At 42.6% G+C, this 22,760-nt stretch carries 15 protein-coding genes; 3 read left to right on the forward strand and 12 right to left on the reverse strand.

The genetic code is table 11. The features are described from left to right. Positions 1 to 233 precede the first annotated feature (233 nt). Positions 234 to 1,097, forward strand: coding sequence for a 16S rRNA (adenine(1518)-N(6)/adenine(1519)-N(6))-dimethyltransferase RsmA (rsmA, locus tag V6252_RS03130; protein WP_057760387.1), 864 nt, complete (start codon positions 234 to 236; stop codon positions 1,095 to 1,097). A gap of 141 nt (positions 1,098 to 1,238) precedes the next feature. Next, the gene (locus V6252_RS03135) at positions 1,239 to 2,075 is read left to right on the forward strand and encodes a symmetrical bis(5'-nucleosyl)-tetraphosphatase (RefSeq protein WP_341609240.1); all 837 of its coding nucleotides are present in this window, start codon (positions 1,239 to 1,241) and stop codon (positions 2,073 to 2,075) included. 209 nt (positions 2,076 to 2,284) lie between these two features. Here the strand turns inward: V6252_RS03135 and V6252_RS03140 are convergent, their stop codons facing one another. From V6252_RS03140 to V6252_RS03180, 9 genes are all read right to left on the reverse strand, one after another. After that, entirely contained in the window at positions 2,285 to 2,755 is a 471-nt protein-coding gene (locus V6252_RS03140; protein ID WP_341609241.1) for a hypothetical protein, read from the reverse strand. Between the two features lie 112 nt (positions 2,756 to 2,867). Then, on the reverse strand, positions 2,868 to 5,312 hold the full coding sequence (locus tag V6252_RS03145) for a site-specific recombinase (RefSeq protein ID WP_341609242.1): 2,445 nt from the start codon (positions 5,310 to 5,312) through the stop codon (positions 2,868 to 2,870). Between the two features lie 237 nt (positions 5,313 to 5,549). Continuing rightward, the gene (locus V6252_RS03150) at positions 5,550 to 7,334 is read right to left on the reverse strand and encodes an acyl-CoA dehydrogenase C-terminal domain-containing protein (protein ID WP_341609243.1); all 1,785 of its coding nucleotides are present in this window, start codon (positions 7,332 to 7,334) and stop codon (positions 5,550 to 5,552) included. Positions 7,335 to 7,682: 348 nt separating this feature from the next. Next, entirely contained in the window at positions 7,683 to 9,476 is a 1,794-nt protein-coding gene (locus V6252_RS03155; RefSeq protein WP_341609244.1) for an acyl-CoA dehydrogenase C-terminal domain-containing protein, read from the reverse strand. 594 nt (positions 9,477 to 10,070) lie between these two features. Next, complete coding sequence (locus V6252_RS03160) at positions 10,071 to 11,783, reverse strand: putative bifunctional diguanylate cyclase/phosphodiesterase (protein ID WP_341609245.1); 1,713 nt, start codon at positions 11,781 to 11,783, stop codon at positions 10,071 to 10,073. A gap of 173 nt (positions 11,784 to 11,956) precedes the next feature. Further along, a complete protein-coding gene (locus tag V6252_RS03165) occupies positions 11,957 to 12,853 on the reverse strand; it encodes a 16S rRNA (uracil(1498)-N(3))-methyltransferase (RefSeq protein ID WP_341609246.1) in 897 nt (298 codons plus the stop codon). A 300-nt stretch (positions 12,854 to 13,153) separates the two neighbouring features. Next, entirely contained in the window at positions 13,154 to 14,002 is an 849-nt protein-coding gene (gene metF / locus V6252_RS03170) for a methylenetetrahydrofolate reductase [NAD(P)H] (RefSeq protein ID WP_341609247.1), read from the reverse strand. A gap of 13 nt (positions 14,003 to 14,015) precedes the next feature. After that, complete coding sequence (gene ahcY, locus V6252_RS03175) at positions 14,016 to 15,440, reverse strand: adenosylhomocysteinase (protein WP_191113667.1); 1,425 nt, start codon at positions 15,438 to 15,440, stop codon at positions 14,016 to 14,018. Between the two features lie 348 nt (positions 15,441 to 15,788). Beyond that, a complete protein-coding gene (locus V6252_RS03180; RefSeq protein WP_341609248.1) occupies positions 15,789 to 17,681 on the reverse strand; it encodes a TonB-dependent receptor plug domain-containing protein in 1,893 nt (630 codons plus the stop codon). A 515-nt stretch (positions 17,682 to 18,196) separates the two neighbouring features. Between V6252_RS03180 and V6252_RS03185 the strand changes: the two genes are divergently transcribed. Next, entirely contained in the window at positions 18,197 to 20,104 is a 1,908-nt protein-coding gene (locus V6252_RS03185; protein ID WP_425355850.1) for a mechanosensitive ion channel family protein, read from the forward strand. A 61-nt stretch (positions 20,105 to 20,165) separates the two neighbouring features. Here the strand turns inward: V6252_RS03185 and V6252_RS03190 are convergent, their stop codons facing one another. The 3 genes from V6252_RS03190 to trpC all read right to left on the reverse strand — a co-directional run bounded on the left by V6252_RS03190 (position 20,166) and on the right by trpC (position 22,714). Further along, positions 20,166 to 20,798, reverse strand: coding sequence for a DNA-3-methyladenine glycosylase family protein (locus tag V6252_RS03190; RefSeq protein WP_341609250.1), 633 nt, complete (start codon positions 20,796 to 20,798; stop codon positions 20,166 to 20,168). A 207-nt stretch (positions 20,799 to 21,005) separates the two neighbouring features. Further along, positions 21,006 to 21,737 (reverse strand): Smr/MutS family protein, encoded by a 732-nt coding sequence (locus tag V6252_RS03195; RefSeq protein WP_341609251.1) that lies wholly within the window; start codon positions 21,735 to 21,737, stop codon positions 21,006 to 21,008. Positions 21,738 to 21,844: 107 nt separating this feature from the next. Further along, on the reverse strand, positions 21,845 to 22,714 hold the full coding sequence (gene trpC / locus V6252_RS03200; protein WP_341609252.1) for an indole-3-glycerol phosphate synthase TrpC: 870 nt from the start codon (positions 22,712 to 22,714) through the stop codon (positions 21,845 to 21,847). Positions 22,715 to 22,760 lie beyond the last annotated feature (46 nt).

A 22,760-nucleotide genomic window follows, 5' to 3' on the forward strand; every position in this document is an offset into this window, starting at 1 on the left:
CTAGCACTTGATTTGACGCTGCCATTTAGCATAATCAGAGTTTATATTAAATGGATGTAGAGGTAAGAAGTTACCGAGTCAGTTGCTCGAAAGCATGGCTCGTTTATCGATAATAATTATTCAAAAACACAGCCTAATTATGAGCTGTGGTATAATTTGTCATTATAAAGTCAGCGTATCGCTGCCATTACATTATTATCGCCCATTTATCTTTTATACATTAAGACTCTTTTATGTCCAAAACTTCATTTGATGCTCAAACTATTTCTAACAGCTTACGTGCTGCCAAACATCAGCCGCGTAAGCGCTTTGGCCAAAACTTTTTGCATGATACTAGCGTCATTCGCGAAATCGTCGAAAGTATTCGTCTAGAGCGCGATGACAATTTGATCGAGATTGGGCCTGGTATGGGCGCATTGACCGAGCCTTTATTGGCAGAAGTGGATGCGATGACAGTGGTGGAGCTAGATCGCGATTTGGCAGATAGCTTGCGTATTCGTATCGGCGCCAATAGCCATCCAAACTTTGAGATTATCAAAGACAACGCGATGCATGTTGATTATCGTGAGCTATATAGTGAAGAACGCGGTAAGTTGCGCGTAGTGGGTAACCTGCCGTATAACATCTCAACGCCTATCTTATTTCATCTGCTTAGCTATGCCGATGTGATTCAAGACATGCATTTTATGTTGCAAAAAGAAGTGGTCGAGCGTATCACAGCCGATGTGGGTAGCAAGACCTATGGCCGTTTATCGGTTATCATGCAGTACCACTGTGATACAGATTATTTGCTGACCGTTCCTCGCGGTGCGTTTAATCCACCACCCAAGGTGACCAGTGCTGTCTTTCGTCTGACGCCGCATATCAACAAACCAGTAGTCGCAAATGATGAAGAGCATTTTGCTATTGTCGTACGTGAGACTTTTAACCATCGTCGCAAAACACTACGTGCTATCTTCAAAAAATCAACGTTGCTGCCGACATTGAGCGAAGACGATTTTGCGGCTTGTGGTATCGATCCGCAAGCACGACCCGAGACATTAAGCGTCACAGACTTTGTGAACCTGAGCAATCATTCACAACAGCTAGACGTATAATGTATTTTTGATAAATAAAAGCATGCTACTAACCGTCAATTATAATGGCGGTTTTTTATGCTTTATTTTTATGACCAGTACTTAAGTATTTATTTCTTATCGATCTGTCTTTAACTATCGTGTTTAAATCATTGAGGTATTATGAGTTTTCGCCATCAGTATGTTATCGGTGACTTACAAGGTTGCTATGCTGCGTATCTACAATTGCTAAAAACACTGGATTTCGATCCTGCCCAAGACAAATTATGGTTTGCTGGTGATTTGGTAGCACGCGGCGAGGACTCATTGAATACGCTGCGCCATGTCAAAGCGTTGTGTGAGCAGGGCGCTGCGGCAACGGTATTGGGCAATCATGATCTTAATTTGATAGCAGTCTGGCGCGGTGTAGCCAAGCTTAAAAATAAAGACAAAACTGCACCTATCTTTGCTGCGGATGACTGTGATGAGTTGCTCGAATGGTTACGCAGGCAGCCAATATTGGCTTATCCTGATGAGCACACGGTGTTGGTGCATGCGGGTATTCCACCACATTGGAGTATCGAAGCCGCCGCAGGATACGCACAGCAATTAGAAGCTCAGCTGCAAAGCAATTTGGCGCAGCTAGATCAATTGCTACCGAATCTATATAGCAAAGAAGCGGATGAATGGCATGCAGGTATCGAAGGATTTACTAAGATGCGGGCGATTGCTAATTACTTTACGCGTATGCGCTTGTGTAAGCAGGATGGGTCGCTTGAGTTTAGCTTTTCAGCAGACTTAGATGAGGCTATGCCAACCGATTTTTTGCCTTGGTTTGAGTGGCAAGTACCGCGCACTCGTAAGATACTATTCGGTCATTGGGCTGCGCTAAAAGGAGAGATTGATGTGCCACATGCGCGCGCACTCGACGGTGGCTGCGTGTGGGGTAATTATCTATTGGCTTATAGATTGGGTGACGGCAAGGTAATGACCTCAAGCGCACAGTGCCCGAGTCCATAAAGAGAGTTATAAGCGTCTCAATATAAAAGGCTAAATAAACAGTCTGTTATAAGTGGCTCCATTATATCAGTCTGTTTTAAGTAGTCTGTTAATAGGTTTGAAGGGTGAAATAACTGGTTCCGCTGGGATATACCTATGGCTAACAATTGGGTGCTTTCGCTGATTCGATACCCTACATGGAAACTATGCTCTCAAATCATAAACTCATGCTAATCAAATAGCTTTTCAACAAACAGTTCATAATTAAAATCACCTTCTCTATCCAAAAACTCTGGATTCAAAACACCTGTATTCGAATATAGGATTGCCCACCAATTCTTATCAGGAGATAGTCTATCAATTTCAGCGCTTACAGCGATGCTAGACTGTATCGGCAAACCTGAAAAATCATTTGTTATTAAATGTGCCAACAGTCCTTTGATTTTCTGTTTTTTCTGTTCTTCATTTGATTTAGAACCGTTAAATACCTCATCAAAAAACTCGTCGTGCTTTAACTTAAGATTTCCATCAATCTCATCAACGTAGTCGTTAGTCCAGAAAATTAAATCACTCCAATATTGATATGGAGAAATTCGACTGATTTCATCCAAAACTTTGTCATCTTCTTGCTCACTTAAAGTATTTGATAATAACTTATCAATAAGAATGGTCATTTTTTCTCTAATTTCTTCTTGTTTCATATGATCTTCGTCTCAGAGTAATTTAGTCAAAACCGTTTAGCATAACAGGTCTTATGACAAATAATTCTAATATCAACAGTCGATCGAGAATAAAGCCACCGCAACTACCTATTTAACTAGGTAGCTTTGGCGGTTTTTTAGGTTTTGGCAAAGGTGTTTTGGCGTCACCAGTCTGCTTATCATCAGAGTCAGTATGGTGTGGCTCATCACTAACAACGTCGCTATCAACCGCACTTATCGTTTTGGTGGCCTTATCGTATTGGATGTCATCGGTATAAGGAACGCTGTTTAGTTCGTCATCGACTAAACCATCGTCCAAATCCATTACCTTTTCAGGAGAGCTATACGGCTGCGTATGCCCATCTGTCGGCTGCTTTTCATAGTTGATATCGGTATTCGTCTGGGAATGTTGAGCATCAGCATGTTTAGATTCAGGCAGTATCCTGACATCAGACAGACGCCTTACCACATAATTACTTGGTATAGATTTGCCATTTTTTTGTGCGGAAGTATCATCAAATATCATGTGTCCCTGACTATCGATACGCGCATATTTCATTGGCTTATCACGTGGCCAGAAAAAGTCAGACGGATGACTAATAATATGACCAAATACGAGTTTTGTGAGGCGACTCCATTCAAAAAAGCGAACTTCTTTAGAACGTAGGGCGACAAACAGTGCCAACGAAAAGCTAACGATTAAGTTGACCAGACCAATAAGTGCCACGCCAAGTATAGAAATTAGGATGAGACTCCAGCTGATGTCATCAGCAGATATGTTGAATAGTCCGTGTGCCAAGTTTGCTGAAGCAAAGGCAATGTGACGAATATCAATGGGTAAGCCGAAGATATAGCCGATAGTCGCGGTACTACCTAAGAACACCCCGAATAAGAAGTTACCCATGATAGCGCCCAAGTTGGCTTCTATAAAGCCGCCTAAACGCTGAAGCCATGAGCTAGGCAATATGTATTTTAGTAATCTGTGGCGTTGTATACGTGCGCCTACATTGTTATAAACTGCCAAGTTATCGTAGTAGCCGGCAATCAAACCAGATAAGAACAGATAAACCCCAGCAATAGCAGCATGGGGAAGTGCTAATGAGTGAAAGGGGTCGAGATCATGTAGCAGGTGTCCTGCTTTTTCGGTATCAATCATTGGCGCGCCAGTATATTGCAACCAAGCAAAAGAGATAATCAAAGCGACGGGTACGGCTAACATGACGTTACCCATGATAGCGATAAACTGGGTACGCAAGATATCGACCACCAATTCTGATAGCTTAGTTAACTGATGTGATTTTTTACCAGAGCCTTCAGATATGGTAGAGGCGATTGCAGCCGCGGTCATGGCTGGCTGCTTAGTCGCGACTGTGCCGCGAATAACATGAATAAATACGAAACCCAAACCATAAATCATACTGTTGATGAACGCGCGACCCATGGGTGCGAGCGCTAAGTGATACGCCAGTATTTTTATGGTTGCCATAAATGCAATGATAAAGCCACCAATAGAGGCTTTTTTGAGCATTTTTTGATAGCCTGCTTTATCGGTACTAATATAATGCTCACCGACGCGGCTGGCATTTTCTGTGACTTTGCGAGAGAGCAGTTTAGTATTGTTATCAATCAAATAACCAATACTATAGCGCTGGTTGGCCGTAGTGATGAGCGCCTGTATCAGTTCGATAACAGCACGATCTCGTTTTTGATTATCGTCTGTGACCAGCTCAGTCAAAATCCGCATACGCTGCAAGCTTTGATCTAGACGCAGCATCATATTAGTCAAACGGATAGAGATACCAGTTTTGTAAATCCGCTTGCGTACGGTAGCGACGATATCTTCGCACTGTTCAAGCATAACCAATAGAGGTGCAGGATCGACTGCTTGCTCAGGCGTGATATCTGTCAAGGTATCAAGCTCATGTGCTTGACGATATTGATTGACGAAGAGTACGGCTTCTTGATTTTGTGCAACAAAAGATGCGGAATAGTTCAGTATTTGTGGATAGGATTCCATCAAATCAGGATGCAAGCCGATACCGCTGATGCGATAAGACAAAATGATAATGGCATTTAAAATACTGTTTTTTGCAGTAGCTACTAGATTTAAATGTTTCTCTTCTACGCGAACCAGCTCAACCAGTTTGTCCCATTTTTCCTTTTCAATATTGGCCAGCCAACGTTCATCAGAGCGTTTGTTAAATAAGTAGCCCACCAGTTCAACGACAGAGTCATCTTGTGGCAATAATGGTAAAAACCGATGGCCAATCAAACGGCGTAAACTGTTAAAGAATCCTTGGTCGGACATAATACCAGTATCGGTATACAGCGCAATTTGTCGATATTGGATAATCAGTTTTAGCACAAAACTAGACAGCCCATCTCCATATTCTGGATGCTGATGTATGATATCAATAAGGGATTGAATTTTTTCGTTGGCCAATGCAGGTTCTTTATCACTGACTCGTAGCTCATCAATCAAGCGTTTGAGTACCGCAGGATCTGGCACGTCGCTCAAAGCGGTAATCTGTTGTAAAATGCGTTTTAATTCTGACACGTCGCACCCTTTATCATGGTTGTTTCAATCGTTTTTATTATTTAAGTCGGTATAAGTGGTTGAGTAATGTTTACCAATCGTTCAATTGTAGTCGAGCGACATCTTGTCTTGCGTTATTTTAATCGGAACTGCCAATTGATATTGAATTATTTTGTTAGCAGTTATTTTGACAAAAAAAAGGACAGTAACACGACTGTCCTTTTAATCAAGGTATTTTAAGTTAGTTCTAAAGCTAGCTTAGCTTGCAGGAACGTCGAAATAAGCAAGATCAAAGTTCATCATTGGGTCACTACCAGCTTTGACCATCTGTGCATGAGCATCGATACGCGGTAGGACACGACCAACGAAGTAATCTGCAAGCTTGGCTTTGTTGGTATAAAACTCACCTTCTTTGCCATTAGCAGCTTCTACCATCAACGCAAACATGTATGAATAGGCAAGGTAGCCAAACGCATGCATGTAGTCAACAGCACAGCCATTGATTTCGTTTTTGCGTTCACCGATGTTATTAAGCACAGTGGTGGTTAGCTCTTCAATAGTATCCGCTGCATTCAACGTAGCTTGTTTGATAGCATGGTCTGCTTGCATATTGTTAACGAAGTCACGAATCTCACCCAAGAAATGAGTGACGTACTTACCATTGTTACGAGCAACTTTACGACCTAATAAGTCAAGCGCTTGAATACCGTTGGTGCCTTCATAAATCTGCGCAATACGTGTATCACGAACGATCTGCTCCATACCCCATTCGCGGATATAGCCATGACCACCAAAGACTTGCTGACAATCAACAGTGGCTTCCAGTGCTTTATCAGTCAGGAACGCTTTAGCAACTGGTGTCAGTAGGGCAACACGAGCTGCAGCCGCTTTGGCTGACTCAGGATCGGTACTAAATTTCTCTTCATCAAGGTTTTTGGCAACATACATCGCAAAACAACGTGACGCTTCGGTATTTACTTTAGCATTCAATAGCATACGACGGACGTCAGCATGATGAATAATAGCATCAGCAGGTTTTTCTGGGCTTTGTAGCTGGGTATCGCTACGGCCTTGACCGCGGTCATTGGCATATAACGCTGCATTTTGATAAGCAAGCTCAGAACCACCAAGGCCTTGCAAGCCCATAGTGACACGCTCGTAGTTCATCATGATGAACATTGATGATAGACCAGTGTTTTCCTCGCCAACCATCCAGCCTTTGGCATTATCAAAGTTCATGACACAAGTCGCAGAGGCTTTGATACCCATTTTGTGTTCGATAGAACCGACCGCTAATGTATTGCGCTCACCTAAGCTACCATCTGCATTGACCAAGAATTTTGGTACGACAAATAGTGAAATGCCTTTTGAGCCTTCTGGTGCATTAGGTGTTTTTGCCAATACCAAATGAATGATGTTGTCAGTAAGGTCATGCTCACCACCAGTGATAAAGATTTTGGTACCAGAGATATCATAGCTACCATCATCATTAGGCACGGCTTTTGTTTTGATAATACCCAAATCAGTACCAGCATGTGGCTCTGTCAAGCACATGGTGCCCGCCCATTCGCCGTTGTACATTTTTTCTAGATAAGTTTGCTTTTGCTCTTCAGAGCCAGCTGCATTTAAACAAAGCGTCGCGCCTACTGTTAGGTTTGGATACAGGGCAAATGATTGGTTGGCAGTGAAAACCATCTCTTCGGTGAGCATGGTAACCATTTTGGGGAATCCCTGACCGCCGTATTCAGCATTACCGCTTAAGCCGACCCAGCCGGACTCAGCATATTGCTTATAGGCTTCTTTGAAGCCTGTCGGCGTAGTGACGACGCCATCACCTTCGAAAGTTGCGCCTTCTTCATCACCGCTACGGTTAATAGGAAGTAGAATGTTTTTTGACAGTTTTCCCATTTCTTCTAAAATCATATCGACAGTTTCCATGTCGACATGAGCCAAGTTTTCGTTGTTTTGCCAAAACTCTGGCGCCTTGAATACGTCATTTAAGATAAAGCGCATGTCATTAAGAGGGGCATTATAAACAGCCATAAACATTCCTTTGGTTCAAATAATTAAAATTGAAGTTGTTAAGATTATCAACTGTTCTCTTGGTATAACCTTAGCGATTAATAATCAAAGTTTAACAAATAAGCTTGTGAGCGAGTGTATTTCTTCGTGAATTGTGCGTACACCAAAAGTTAGCAACGGCTATTGAAGTGCTTATAGACACCTCACTGACAATTAGAATGTGAGAAGGTAGGCGGGTCGGTACTTATAGACAGTTGCTACTGTTAAAACTATGTCGATAGTCGTCATAAGCACGCGCAAAACAAAGCGGCAACACACCGAAGTATGTTGCCGCTTAAGATTATATGATTGCGAAGTTTAGCGCTTTAATTAAAAGGCAAACTGATCAACGTCCATGCTCATGTATGGTTCTACACCAGTGCTGATACGCTGTACGTGCGTAGTCGTACGTGGCAATAGCTTAGCAAAGTAGAACTGAGCTGTTTTAACTTTAGCGTCATAGAATGCTTTTTCGCCAGTACCGTTTGCGATAGCAGTCTGAGCAACCAGCGCCATGCGCGCCCATAAGTAGGCTAGGGTCACATAACCGCTGAAATACATATAGTCTACCGCAGCGCCGCCGACAGCGTCTGGCGTTTCAGTTGCTTGCATGCCGATGCGTGCAGTCAAATCGCCCCATTCTTTAAGATGCTTGGCAAGTGGGCGAATGAACTGACCCATCTCGTCATTTTCTTTGTTTTCTTCACAGAATTCTTGGATAACGTTTACAAAGTTCGCAAGTAGCTTACCTTGTGAACCTAGGACTTTACGACCTAACAAGTCAAGTGCTTGAATCTCTGTGGTACCTTCGTACAAACAAGAAATGCGCGTATCACGTACGTTCTGCTCCATACCCCATTCGCTAACGAAACCATGACCACCATAAACCTGAATACCATGGTTAGCAGCTTCCAGACCTGTTTCAGTCAAGAACGCTTTAGCAATTGGCGTCAGTAGTGACAACATTTGATCAGCAAACTTCAACGCTTCGCCTTCGCCTTTTGCGACGGTATCTGCAAAGTGTGAGAGATAATAAACTAGCGCACGACCACCTTCAGCAAAGGCTTTTTCCGTCAATAGCATGTTACGAACCGCTGGATGTACGATAATAGGATCAGCTGCTTTCTCTGGTGCTTTCGTACCTGATAGTGAACGCATCGCTAAGCGGTCTTTTGCATAGGTCAATGAACCTTGGAATGCATACTCTGCTGCAGTCAAACCTTGCACAGCTGTACCGATACGTGCCACGTTCATAAAGGTGAACATGCACTGTAGGCCGCGGTTTTCAGGTCCAATCAAGTAGCCCGTTGCGCCATCGAAGTTCATGACACAAGTTGCAGAGGCTTTGATACCCATTTTGTGTTCGATAGAGCCACAAACGACATTGTTGCTTTCCCCAACGCTACCATCTGCGTTGACCGTCATTTTCGGGACGATAAACAACGAGATACCTTTGGTACCAGCAGGTGCGCCTGGTAGACGAGCCAATACAATGTGGATAATGTTACCGGTTAGGTCATGCTCACCTGCAGAGATGAAAATCTTTTGACCCGTGATGCTATAACTACCATCTTCTTTAGGCTCAGCTTTGGTACGGATAATACCCAAGTCAGAACCCGCATGTGCTTCAGTAAGACACATGGTGCCTGACCATTCGCCAGTGACCATTTTTTCTAAATAGGTTTGTTTTTGCTCGTCAGTACCATGATGCTCGATGGTTTGAATAGCACCATGTGAGAGGCCAGGGTACATAGAGAATGACCAGTTAGCCGTACCAACCATTTCATTGATGACAGTAGACAATGAGAACGGCATGTTTTGACCGCCGAAATCTTCTTCAGCAGATAAAGCAGGGAAGCCAAGCTCACAATACGCGTCATAAGCTTCTTTAAAGCCTTTTGGCGTGGTGACCTTACCATTGTCAAACTTACAGCCTTCAGCATCACCGCTTTGGTTCAATGGTGACAGTTCGTTTTCAGCAAAGCTTGCAGCCATTTCAAATAGGCTGTCCATTAGCTCGCGGTCAGCTTCTTGGAACGCAGGCAAAGTTTTGTAGTGGCTTTCACTATCGAGTAGTTCATGCATAACGAATTGGATATCACGTAAGGGCGCTTTGTATTGCATAACTTCCTGTCCTTTTTGGAATGTAACCGATCATAGCCAATAATGAGTATATGGTCGCACTATCCTCTAGTGCGTTATTCTTACCTAGCCAATCTGAAAATCTAAATAAATGATAAACAGTAGAGCAGGTCAACCATGCTATCGATTACATAAAATAGTGTTAAAAAGAGTGGTGATTGTCAGAGTCAATGATAGATTAAATGTGCTCTAACAAATTCACTATAAAAGATAGGCTTTCATAGGTGATTATACAAGTTTGGTGACAGGACTGATAAGTCATGAACCTATCTTGCATCGGTTATGCAATCGACGTTAGGCGCTAGGAAACAGCAGCATTAAGCATATGAAAACCCTAACGTTACTAAGACAGATAGTCCTTTATATGATTAGTATTAACATGAAAAAACGACAGCCAAAAAAATAGCGTTCGCCAGAAAGACAAACGCATTAGTATAAATTACAACACTATTTGGTAGAACCGAGCCTGTAAGTTATTTCACAGATATAAACGTGATTAACATTAAACATGCTCGTATGCTAGGAGTCTTAACATAGTAGTTTATGATTAATAACGTATAGCGAATAGCTTAGCGTTTACTCAGAAGCATTTTGTTTAATCAGCATCGCAGTGGCAACATCAGCAGCCACGGGTTTGCTAAACCAATAGCCCTGACCAATTTTGCACCCCATATCTAACAACACATCACGCTGCTGCTCAGTTTCGATACCTTCAGCAACGACCTGCATGTCTAAAGCGACTGCTAAGTCTAAAATGGCTTTTACAATCGCGTGCTGGGTACGATCGGTTTCAATATTGGAGATAAAGCTCTTATCGATTTTGATAAAATCAAATGGGTACTCTTGCAAGTAGCTCAATGACGCATAACCAGTACCGAAATCATCGAGCGCTAGACGTACGCCAAGCTCTCTAAGCGAGTTAAGCTGTTTTTTTACATTGTCATGACGCTGAATCAAAGATGATTCGGTCACTTCGATATGCAACTGATGGGCAGCAACGTCATTCTCTGTCAGTAGTGTGCTGACCATATCAAAGAAGTCAGGGTGGCTAAATTCCGCGGCATCAGCGTTGATACAGACGTGTTGATGAAACCCTTGCTGTTGCCAAACGGCTAGTTGTTTGACGATTTTAATAGCCAGTTGCGAAAACAAATCAAAGGAGAGCTTGTGCGCGATAATGGCATTGATAAAATGAACGGGTTTGAGTAATCCGCGAGTAGGATGTTGCCAACGTACCAATGCTTCAAAACCTGTGATAGCACCAGTCTCTAATGAGAACTTTGGCTGATAATAGGGAACGAACTGGCCTTCAGTGGTAGCAGCTCTAAGCTCAGACTCTAACTCTAAGCTACCAGCGGTGGCGCTTTCAATGGCCTCATCGTACCAGCGTATATCATCGCCACCGTGTTGCTTGACATAGTCTAATGCTTTTTCCGCTTTGGTCAATAAACCCGTTACTTCATTATCATCTTTTGGAAAACAGCTGACACCCACAGAAATATGGTAATAGATGTTTGCATCTGTTGCATGGCTCTTATCAGTAGAGAAGGGGCGTTCACACATTTGCATAAGTGTGTCTAGCTGATGACGTACCATATTGGCATCTTTAACTTCAAACAGTAGCGCAAAATCATCACCACCGAAGTGAGAAAAAGAGCGTAAATTATGCAGCTTGAGCTTTTCGACTCCTTTTACAAAGTTTTTTATTAAATCATTGGCACCATCAGGCCCTAGTAGGCTGGCAAGATTGCGATAGCGATCAATATTTAAGCGTACAAGGACAACCTCTTGGTAACTATCCAATAGCATGTCACTTGTCTGACTTAAAAATACTTTGCGGTTAGGGAGACCTGTGAGCTGATCATAGTTGAGTAAATGCGCAACCTGTTTTTGGTCTTTTATAACGGATGACATATCACGCAACATACCGACATGGTAGGCTGTCTGCTCAACATAAATCTTGCGATAAGTGACATGACAATCAATAGGCTCGCCGTAACGATTGATCATCGCAAAATCAAGTTCGTAAAATCCATGACTGTCTAGGTTTTTACTGATGTCTTTCAAGATCAGCTGCTCTGCTTCTGACAAAAACTCAGCAGCGTAGATACCAAGTGGCCGACCAACCAAGAACTCTTCTTTGTAGCCAATCATAAGCTCATAACTGGCATTGACCGCTAAATAACGTAAATTGTCATCTAATACAAATATGGCGTCTTCAAGCTGTTCACATAGCGTACTCATCAACTGCTGCTTGATTGATACTGGAATAGTGTCAAAATTGCTCATAATAGTGGCTCACAAAAGATAAGGGCTTATAAAAATAAGAACTGCATTATCAATTTATTAACATTGAGTTGGCGTCGCATTTTACTATGTACGACACAGAACAGACGTTATTTTTGACTATAAGCATAAAAGATAAAAACTACGATAGTCATACTAGTACTTATCAGTCTTTACTAGGTGCTTAAGGCATGTAAAGTAGCTAACGCTACCACTGGTGCAGTCTCGGTACGCAAGACTCTTGTGCCGATTTGCCAAGGCTCAAATCCAACACTCTCCGCCTGCTGACATTCATCGTGACTCAAACCACCCTCAGGCCCGATCAACAGTTTGATATAAGGGGTCTGTTGTTTAAGAATATCAGATAGAGCGTTAGGCATGGCAGGTTGTCCTGCTGCTGGTACACTCATTTGCATACATAGATCTGGAGCGTTCGCTAATACTTGGTAGTAAGGATCATAACTAAGCACAGAAACGATAGAGCTGACGGCCATTTGCACCTTCGTAACGTCAGTAGCCGTAGCCTCAGTAGTCTTAGTATCAGAATTGGTATTGCTTAGCCATTCGTTGATAGATTGTGGCGCAAGAATGAGGGGCGGACGATTAAGACCGCATTGTTCACAAGCTGCAATCGCTATTTGTTGCCAATGCACCAGTTTCTTTTCAACTTGAGTAGGTTTTAATGTGACTTCACCGTGGTGGCTGCTGAGCAACTGAATAGCAGTCACTCCAAGCTCAGTTGCTTTTTGAATAGCATAGTCCATACGCTCACCGCGGCTCATTACCAAACCAATCTGAGTGATAGTAGGCGGCGTACGATCGTCGTCTATGTGAGCAAGTAAAGTAGCCGTGGCATTTTTTTTACTGATTGCCTGTAGCTCTACTGTATATTCGCCGCCAAATCCATCGAACAAAATCCCTTGATCACCAATATTGGCTCGTAGTACACGGCACCAGTGATGGACAACGCTATCTGGTAATTCGACATTGCTACCTAGCGGTAACTCACCCAATTTAGGTAGTGGTGAGGCATCAGCATTGTCGTTGTTAACGGCATAAAAAAAACGTCGCACGTGGTCTTATTCCTATTATTTGATTGAGTATAGTTATTATTAGATCTATAGAATATCACTTGAGACAATTAATGACATTTGTTTTATGAGAATTTTTCTTAATAAAGATAATTATTTTTAGAGCAGCATTATTACACAGTGAAGAAATTTTTAAAAATCAAATAAGATAAAGTGTATGAATAAAACGGTAAAGGGTTATTGGTCAAAATTTTGACAATAAAAAACTGGCGCTCCTAGAAGCGCCAGTCATTAATAATGTATTCAGGAATGATGAAGGGGTATTTTAGAATGCTTACAAATTTAAGCAGTCAATCCCAATGCTTCTACTAAGCGTTTGTTTGGCTCAACTTTATTCATGCTATAAAAATGCATGGCAGGTACACCCTCGGCAATCAAGCGTTCACACAAGCGATAAACCACATCAAAGCCAAACTCACGAATAGCCTTACGGTCATCACCAAAATCCGTCAACTGTTTGCGTACATAGCGCGGAATATCAGCGCCACAGCTATCAGCAAAACGCAAGAGATTGCTTGAATTGGTAATTGGCATGATACCAGCGACCAAAGGCTGAGCTACCGTGTCAATACCGCGTTTCTCTAACTTATCACGCAAGTACAGATAGCTGTCAGCGTTGTAGAAAAACTGAGTAATCGACGCATTGGCACCAGCTTGGTATTTATTTACCAAGTTATCGATATCAAACTCAAAGCTACGCGCTTGTGGGTGCATTTCAGGGTAGGAGGCCACTTCGATATGGAAGTGATCACCTGAATGCTCACGAATGTACTTTACCAAATCTACCGCAAATGGTAGTTCACCCATGCCCACCTGACCTGATGGCAAGTCGCCGCGTAGCGCTACTAAGCGTCTAATACCTAAAGTCTTATAATACTCGAGCAATTCAGCGATTTCACTTTTGTCATCACCAATACAGGACATGTGCGGCGCGATTTCAGTGGTACCACGTGCACTTAGCGCTTGTACGATATCTAAGGTGCGGCTACGGGTTGAACCGCCTGCACCATAAGTTACCGAAAAATAAGCTGGTGATAACTTATTAAGATCATCATAAGTGCTGAGAAGCTTTTCGTGACCTTGCTCGGTCTTTGCAGGAAAGAACTCAAAGGAGAAAGCAGGCTTACTCACAGTCAGGCTCCTTTTAGTATTTATAAGCGTCAGGCTTGAATGGACCTTCAACTGGCACACCCAAATACTCAGCTTGCTTTTGGGTCAGCTTGGTTAGCGTACCGTTAAAACCTGCAACCATCGCAGCGGCCACTTCTTCGTCTAACTTTTTAGGCAATACTTTTACGTATAGGTTGTCAGTACGTTGGTCAGCTGGCAAGTCAGCGAATTTTTCTTCGAACAGATACATTTGAGCCAATACTTGGTTGGCAAATGAGCCGTCCATCACGCGTGATGGGTGACCAGTTGCGTTACCTAGGTTTACTAGGCGACCTTCAGCAAGCAAGATCAAATAGTCGTTCTCATCGTCTGAGCGGAAGATTTGATGCACTTGTGGCTTGATCTCAACCCAGCGCCAGTTGTCACGCATGAATTGTGTGTCGATTTCGGTGTCAAAGTGACCGATGTTACATACCACAGCACCAGGCTTAAGGGCTGCTAGCATATGCCTGTCACAAACATGGTAGTTACCAGTAGTCGTGACGATCATGTCAGTGTCTTCAAGTAAGCGCTTGTTGATGCTGGCTGCGCCGCCCGTGTTATCACCGTCGATGTATGGTGATAATACTTCAAAACCGTCCATACATGCCTGCATAGCACAGATAGGGTCAACTTCTGAAACACGTACGATCATGCCTTCTTGACGTAAGCTTTGTGTAGAGCCTTTACCCACATCGCCATAACCGATAACTAAAGCGCGGCGACCAGCAAGGAACATATCGGTAGCGCGTTTGATAGCATCGTTTAAGCTATGACGGCAGCCATATTTGTTATCATTTTTAGACTTGGTAACCGCATCGTTGACGTTGATGGCTGGTACTTTAAGTGTACCTTTACCAAGCATCTCAACCAAGCGATGAACGCCAGTAGTGGTTTCTTCTGAGATACCATGGATGTTATCAAGCAGCTCTGCATAATCGCTGTGAATCAAAGCGGTCAAATCACCGCCATCATCCAAGATTAAGTTAGCATCCCAAAGTTGGCCTGACGCTTCGCCGCCAACATGTACTTGCTGACGTAGGCACCATTCATACTCTTCTTCTGTTTCGCCTTTCCAAGCATAAACAGAGATACCAGCAGCAGCAATCGCAGCAGCAGCATGGTCTTGAGTTGAGAAGATGTTACATGATGTCCAGCGTACTTCAGCACCTAGCGCGACTAATGTCTCGATAAGTACGGCAGTCTGAATAGTCATGTGGATACAGCCAGCGATTTTTGCGCCCTTAAGCGGTTGGTCGGCTTCGTAGCGACGACGCAAGCCCATTAGGGCAGGCATTTCGGCTTCAGCAAGGGTGATTTCACGGCGGCCGTAATCAGCAAGGCTGATGTCAGCGACTTTGTAGTCAGTGAAAGAGGGATCGATCGTATGGGCAGATGGTGTAGTAGACACTGCGTCCATAATATGCTCCTATCAGTGGTTAACGAATGATAAAAAGAATAAAAACGCAGGTGCCGTTGTTTGCGCTGTGAGTGACCAAAAACATGGACTCTCGACAGTTAACCGAGCCTAACATAACCTGTGATTGCATAACTATAGAATGTTAATGCAGTAAATCACTGTTATGGCGCAACACCTCTCGGAGGTCGTTATTGTAATAGATGAGTGGTTAATTGTCACCTATTGACTGAGATAAATAGCTGATGCCTTAGACAAACAAAACCTCAAACAGGAATCTATAGCCATAAAAAAGGCCATCGACTGATGACCTTTTTTGTTTTAATGTTTTTTGATACTACTCAGCCAAAATTAGTACCAGTTGTAGGTTAGAGAGGTAAAGTAGTTAATACCGTCAGTATTATAGCCAATATCTGTTATATAATCTTCGTTAGTGATGTTGTTTAGACGTGCAGTCATAGACAAATTATCAGTAAGTTTGTAGTTACCACTGATGTTCAGCAATCCATAGTTGTCTACAAATTGAGAGTCAGTATTGGTAATTCTGCTGTAATAGTCCCCTACATACTGATATTCAGCGCGTATATCTAAACTTGGCAGACGGTATCCGACATATACCAAGCCCTTGTGTTCAGGACGGTAGGGAAGAGAGTTGCCATCATCACTTCCGCCACTACTGTCTTCTGCCTTCTGGTAGTCATAGCTGCCGCCAAACAGATAGTCGTTCATTTCCCAGTCAGAGGTTAATGATATGCCTTCAATCTTAGCGCTATTGATATTCTTTGCTTTGAAATTAGAGTAAGCAATTAAATTATCCACATCACTGCGATAACCTGTCAGACGTGTGCTGTGCCGAGTGCTATCGTACTGAGCAAATACTTCATAGTTGTCGCTAGTCTCAGGATTAAGGTTAAGATCGCCACCATATGCAGGACTTAAATCATTAAAGACAGGTGCGCGGAAGCCTTTAGCATAGCTCGCACCAACACGAAAATTAGGACTAAGATGCATCGCACCGCCCAAATTATAGGTGGTTTCATCACCATAACGTGAGTCATCATCGTAGCGTAGGTTAGCTTGGGCATCAAAGCGGTCATTGGCGACGACATAGCCAGCAAAGGCACTTTTGACATTACGGTCATCAATACTGTAAGCCGTACTGTCTAAGTCTTGAGTGAGGTATTCGAGACCATAAACAGCTTCACCAGCTAGCAGCTTGTTTTTACCAACTAAGCTAATCTGGTCTTGAGTACCATCGAATACGTTCGGATACTTAGCATAAGACTCACTTTTATCAACAGAGTGACCATATTGGATCTTAACAGAGGCATCAGGCATATATTGCCAGTCGACATAAGCTTGCGCTGCGCCGTTTTCTTGATCAGCATGAACGTCTTCAAAAATACCGTCGTCATATTCAGTAGTGGATTTACTATACAAGATACTAGCACCTGTCAGTAACGTATCGCCAAAACGCTGATTGACTGCTAGGCTTACACTGTCGCTCTCAAAACCATCAGCGTCTTTGTTATAAGGGTCGTTTTGATTACTGGGATCTGGTCGGGTCGCATTGATACCATCTGTTTCGTTGTGACTGGCTGAAAGACTTAATGTAGTACCATTAGTATTGGCAAGTTGTGCGCTTGCACCATATACGTAATGATCGTTTGAGCCGATACCCGCGGTAACTGACATGCTACTTCGATCTATATTGCTGCCTTTAGTGAATACTTGAATCACACCGCCCATCGCATCCGCACCATAGATGCTAGAACCTGATGCACCATAGAGAACTTCAATTCGATCAATTTGATCAGCAGGTAGCAAGTTTAAAGCGGCGCCTCCAGCACTGACTGAGCTATAACGTATACCATCAATCAATACGAGGACTTGTTTGCTATCGTAGCCGCGCATATAAAAGTTTGAAGAAGCGCCAAGACCACCGTTTTGTTTAAAAGCAATGCCTGGCTGACGTTTGAGTACGTCCAAAACAGTTTGACCTTGATAACGTTGTAACTCTTCTTTATTAATTACTCGTGTTTGCGCAATTACATTGCTTGTCTTAGTAGGTGTGCGAGTGGCTGTTACGACAATTTCATCAAGCTCAACTTGTGGCAAATTGCTATCGTTGATGGAAGTGTTTTCAGAGGTAGCTGCCATTGCAGTATTTACTGCAAGTAAACCAAGCGCGCTCAAAATACTTAAACGAAGATAGGTACGTGAAGATGCACGTGTTACAGACATAGTCGATTCCAAAGTAATCAAGTTAAAAATGCAGAAATGAGAGGTAACTATTATGACGTAAAAGGGGTCAAAAGTTACAAAAAACAGTATATAAGCAAAACTGCGCTCATTATCTACAAATTAACCCGCTTTATAAACTACTTTAACCTAATGTTTATTCAGGGTAGGCTGAATGGTATTCATGTTAGTTTGCTAAATAGTTTATTAAAAATTAATTTACCTAAACATTCTATGAGCATCTTCTTAGTTTTATAGGAGAAACCTATCCTTAAAAATACCTACTATTAGAAGCGTACATAGAGTAAGAAACCAAATATCAATACAGTTAGCTACAAAATTGCGTAATCAAAAGCACTGCTGTTATAAATAATTGTTACTATAGTATGGACGCCGCCTGTCATTTATCATGCCATTTTTAAACTAAGAGGTTTGTTTTGTCTATCAAGCATAATCTGACTCCCAGTCCTTCGCCTAATTCATTTCCTGCTATTACTAAAATACCATTTATAGTCGCAATGCTATTACTAGCTATGCTGTTGAGTATTGCCTTGCCAAACAATGCTTATGCTGTTGAGGCTGGGGCTCTTGGAGTGGGTAATGACAGTAGTGGAGAGGCAGTAAGTACGCCATTGCCTGATTCATTCGGACGAGATACGCCGCGTCATACGGTACAAGGGTTTATCAGTGCGTTGGGCGAAAATGATTATTTGCTGGCAAGTAATTATCTCAACTTATCAAAGTCCGATAACCCAACGACCGTTGTGCGACAGTTCAAACAAGCACTGGATGCAGGAGGGCGTTTTCAGCCGGATCTACAGATTAGCAATTCACCTGAGGGTAATCTAACTGACCAACTGCCACCTAGCCAAGAAAATGTCGGTGTGATTAATATCGGGGAGCGAAGTGTTCCGCTATTGCTAGAAAGGGTGGTCTCAAAACAAAACGAACAATATTGGCAATTCTCTAGCGATACGCTGACCTCAGTACCAGAAGTAATAGAAAATACTGAGCCGACCTTGGTCTCGCGCTATACGGTCGATTCTTTAGATGGCAAAAAGCTTTTTGGCTATCAACTAGCTGATTTGGTCGCCGCGCTCACTATGATTGTGACCAGCTTTGTACTCACTTATGTCGCGGTATGGTTGCTGTACCATTTATTAAGGATTGTCTATCCGTACTTGCGTGGTACGCCATTGCCGTTACCTAATAAGGTAATATTGCCACTTTCTGTGGTCATTATGGCCCTGATACTATCCGAGGTGATGGTTTATGCAGGCGTATCGGTGACCCTGCGTGAGCCGGTCAATCGCTTTACGGATATCGCTTCTTGGTTAGCGCTGACTTGGCTACTATTGCGAGTGATCGACGCGATATTTACCCGAGCGGTAAATCTAAGCTACAAGAAAAACTATACTGAGCGAGTCTCAATTTTGGGACTGCTGCGTAAGGTCGTCAAAGCGCTATTACTGATATTTGCAGTGATTGTTATTTTTGGCAATTTGGGTTTTGATTTGACCACTGGTATTGCCGCACTGGGTGTGGGTGGTTTGGCGTTGGCCCTTGGTGCGCAAAAGACGATTGAAAACTTAGTTGGTAGTGTCGTCGTCGTCGCAGATTCACCTGTGCGTATCGGTGACTATTGTAAGTTTGGTACTTACGAAGGCACAGTTATTGATATTGGTATTCGCTCATCGCGCGTACGAACCTTGTCGCGGACGATTGTTACGGTACCAAATGGTGATTTTTCATCGATGCAGATCGAAAACTTTACCTCTCGCGATATGTTTCGTTTTTTCCATTACTTATATATTAAGCGTACCGCTGATCTTGACGTAATATTCAAAATGGTTAATGACTTGGATGAATTTATAAAAGAGCATGATTTGACCAATCAAGAATGGAATCAGGTCAATATTTTGGAGCTGCGCCAAGATTGCTATGTTATTCAGTTGCAAGCTTATGTGAATGCTATTGGTATCATTGAGTTCTATGACAAACAAAACGCTTTGTTTGTAGATATATTAAAGAAAGTCGCGAAATATAAAGTAGAACATGCATTGCCGACTCAGCAGTTGATTGTTAATCAAACGGAGCTTGAACATCATGTGGGAAGTAGCACTGATGAATCAGCAGAAGGAAATGAATCAGATAACAGTAGTAACTCTGCTAATAATGAAGTGTCTGATAACAAGGAAGTAAACACAAGCGTATACAGGAAAGATTACAACGACGATGGCGTTAATATTCGTAAAGATAGCGACAAGGCTAAAAATGATGTTGCAAGTCACCACAAATTCTCTATGGCGACCGTCAGCAGAAGTGGTGCGCTTAAGGCACTAAAGCATAAAAGTCATATGCTAAGAAAAAGTAAGTTTAAGCACACTAAAAACAAATCTGGCTTTTCTATATGGAATCAGCCTTAAAGGAGACTTTTTGCTCACGAATGGTAGTGAATAACACTGGCTATGTTTTTTGCTCAATTAGTTATAAAGGTACTGCGGTTTTATCACGTAATAAACCGTAGTACGACCAAAGCAGTAGACTGGCAGCGCTACGATAAGGTGACCAATGCTGAGTTAAGTCTTTTAGCTGCTTGGGTGTTGGGCGCTCTGCTAAGCCTAACAACTCCATGGCTGCAACTTTAATGGCCAAATCATCGACTGCAAGTATGTCTGCACGTTTTAGCGAAAATAATAAATACATCTCAGCTGTCCAACGTCCAATCCCTGTCACGGCTGTCAAGGTTGTTATGACTTCTTCATTTGGCAAAGTTTCTAAGGCTGCAAAGTCTATATCATGATCTACTAATGAACGCACATAACGAGTTTTTTGCTTAGACAATCCTTGTGTCTTCAAAGTATCATCTGTCGCCTCGCGTATAGCTTGCGGGGTGATTAATTCTGCATCAACCAACCGTTTCCAAATGCTGGCAGCGGCGGCAACTGATAACTGCTGACCGACCATCGCTCTCATCAACTGCTCAAACCCACCTGCGTTGTGCCTAAGATTAGGTGTGCCGACCTGCTTATGGACAGGGGCGAACCTTGGTTCAATGGTAATCAGTGCAGCAATTTGCTGTTCTAGTTCGTTAATGTTTTCAATAGTCTGTATGTTCATAGTGATTTCGCTTTGCTAATTAGAAGGTGCTCAAGTCTATATATTAATAAAAGGTGAGAAGCTCACATTAAATGGAATGTACATTAAAGAGAGCGTTCATTGAAGGAAACATCGTTGCAGTCTACCTCTAGACCATAAGTGATTGATAAAAAAAGGACTGCAAATAAGCAGTCCTTTTGATGTAGTACCGTATCACTAACAGTAGACCTATTCACCATCTGCTTTAGGTTTTTTGAGTAGTACTAGTACCGCACCGTTACCACCATCTTTTGGTGGCGCAGAGCAAAAAGCTAATACTTCTGGCAATTGACGCAACCAACCATTGATACAGGTTTTTAGAATCGCTTCGCTACCCTTACCATGGACGATTTTTACCATGGTTTCGTTTTTCTGCTTGGCTTGGCTCAATAGTTGAGTCATCGCTTCGCGTGCTTCTTCTATTGTACAGCCATGGATATCTACCGCATCATACCAACGCAGCTTGCCTTTTTTGAGTTGATCAAAGATTTTATTTTGCAGTGTGGGCTGCTTATAAGACAAATAAGCTTCAGCAGCGACTGGGTTTAGTAGTGCTTGCATATCTGACAAGCCTGCGCCTAGATCATTGGCTTCACTACCTTGAGCTGCGGCACGTTTTGATAGTGTCGCTGCATCAGGCTTACCTGCTTTAGTTGCGCTGGCAGGTGAGCGGACATTTTTATCTTCTAGCTGATTGACACCGTGCATGGCTTGCATAAACAGAACTTTATCGTCATCAATATGTTCACTATCTAGCTGCTTGACTGTCTTTTTTACTTGCTTTTGAGTCGGTAGCGATACCGGTTCAGTTGGCTTTTGATTCTCACCTTCAGGTGAATTGGTATCACGGCCCTTGCTCAGCTGGCCTTTGAGTTCTTTGAGCTGGTCTTGCATTTCTTTTGAAAACAGAGAGTTTGACATAAAAGTTAACGTATCGTTGATTGATGAATGGTTGATTGAACTATGTCTATAGCGCAGACATTGTTCAAGCTATTAGCATATATTTAAGCATAAATTATTGAGTTACTTTACCCGTCTGCTGCGACGCCCGCAAGTAAGGATTGTAACGCTTGCCCTGGATGGTCGGTTTTCATAAATTGTTCACCGATTAGAAAGTGCTGAATCTTATTGTTTAACATGAGGCGAATATCATCACTACTATGAATACCACTCTCGGTCACGATAAGTGGTTTTTGCTCAGCACTATCAGTAGTAAGTGCGTCGTTTAAAATATTCTTAAGATCAAGCGTGTTTTGCAGGTCAACATCGAAGGTATTTAAATCACGATTATTGATACCGTAGATATTGTGTACTGAACGTGGCAACTGTAGCGCACGCTCAAGCTCAGATTGGGTATGCACTTCTATCAATACGTCCATACCAAGCTCAATACTGAGTGCATGTAGCTCTCGTACTTGGGCATCATCTAGGCAAGCCATAATGAGTAGGATGCAGTCAGCGCCCATTAGGTAAGATTGATAGATTTGATAGACATCAATCATAAAGTCTTTACGTAATATCGGTAGGCTTGATGTATTAGCCGCTTGAACAAGGTAGCTGTCATCGCCTTGAAAGTAATCACGGTCGGTCAATACAGACAGACAACTAGCGCCTGCTTGCTCATACTGCTGCGCAAATAGAGCAGGGGTAAAGTTATGATTGATAATGCCTTTAGACGGTGAGGCTTTTTTAATCTCAGCAATGATACCGATACCATTTTCTTTAGTGCCAGCAGCACGTAGCGCCGCAGCAAAACCTCGACGCGGTTTATCATCAGCTGCGACCTGTGCTTGCAAGTCCTCTAGAGACAATGCTTCGCGAGCGGCTTTTACTTCTTCTACTTTGGTGGCGACAATGCGCTGTAGCACTGACGGTATGTCTGAATGGATTGTGGTCATACTGGTATCCGAATATCGTTAAATGTAAATATAGTCAGAGAGCTAT

This window comes from Psychrobacter proteolyticus (genome assembly GCF_038155145.1).
Lineage (GTDB): Bacteria > Pseudomonadota > Gammaproteobacteria > Pseudomonadales > Moraxellaceae > Psychrobacter > Psychrobacter proteolyticus_B.

What these genes read in the sequence shown, in the direction of transcription:
- V6252_RS03195 (WP_341609251.1), bottom strand. Translation starts at nt 21,737, where the DNA reads ATGTCAAACTCTCTGTTTTCAAAAGAAATGCAAGACCAGCTCAAAGAA.
- V6252_RS03190 (WP_341609250.1), bottom strand. Translation starts at nt 20,798, where the DNA reads ATGAACATACAGACTATTGAAAACATTAACGAACTAGAACAGCAAATT.
- ahcY (WP_191113667.1), bottom strand. Translation starts at nt 15,440, where the DNA reads ATGGACGCAGTGTCTACTACACCATCTGCCCATACGATCGATCCCTCT.
- V6252_RS03160 (WP_341609245.1), bottom strand. Translation starts at nt 11,783, where the DNA reads ATGAGCAATTTTGACACTATTCCAGTATCAATCAAGCAGCAGTTGATG.
- V6252_RS03180 (WP_341609248.1), bottom strand. Translation starts at nt 17,681, where the DNA reads ATGTCTGTAACACGTGCATCTTCACGTACCTATCTTCGTTTAAGTATT.
- V6252_RS03140 (WP_341609241.1), bottom strand. Translation starts at nt 2,755, where the DNA reads ATGAAACAAGAAGAAATTAGAGAAAAAATGACCATTCTTATTGATAAG.
- V6252_RS03155 (WP_341609244.1), bottom strand. Translation starts at nt 9,476, where the DNA reads ATGCAATACAAAGCGCCCTTACGTGATATCCAATTCGTTATGCATGAA.
- rsmA (WP_057760387.1), top strand. Translation starts at nt 234, where the DNA reads ATGTCCAAAACTTCATTTGATGCTCAAACTATTTCTAACAGCTTACGT.
- V6252_RS03185 (WP_425355850.1), top strand. Translation starts at nt 18,197, where the DNA reads ATGCTATTACTAGCTATGCTGTTGAGTATTGCCTTGCCAAACAATGCT.
- V6252_RS03150 (WP_341609243.1), bottom strand. Translation starts at nt 7,334, where the DNA reads ATGGCTGTTTATAATGCCCCTCTTAATGACATGCGCTTTATCTTAAAT.
- trpC (WP_341609252.1), bottom strand. Translation starts at nt 22,714, where the DNA reads ATGACCACAATCCATTCAGACATACCGTCAGTGCTACAGCGCATTGTC.
- V6252_RS03135 (WP_341609240.1), top strand. Translation starts at nt 1,239, where the DNA reads ATGAGTTTTCGCCATCAGTATGTTATCGGTGACTTACAAGGTTGCTAT.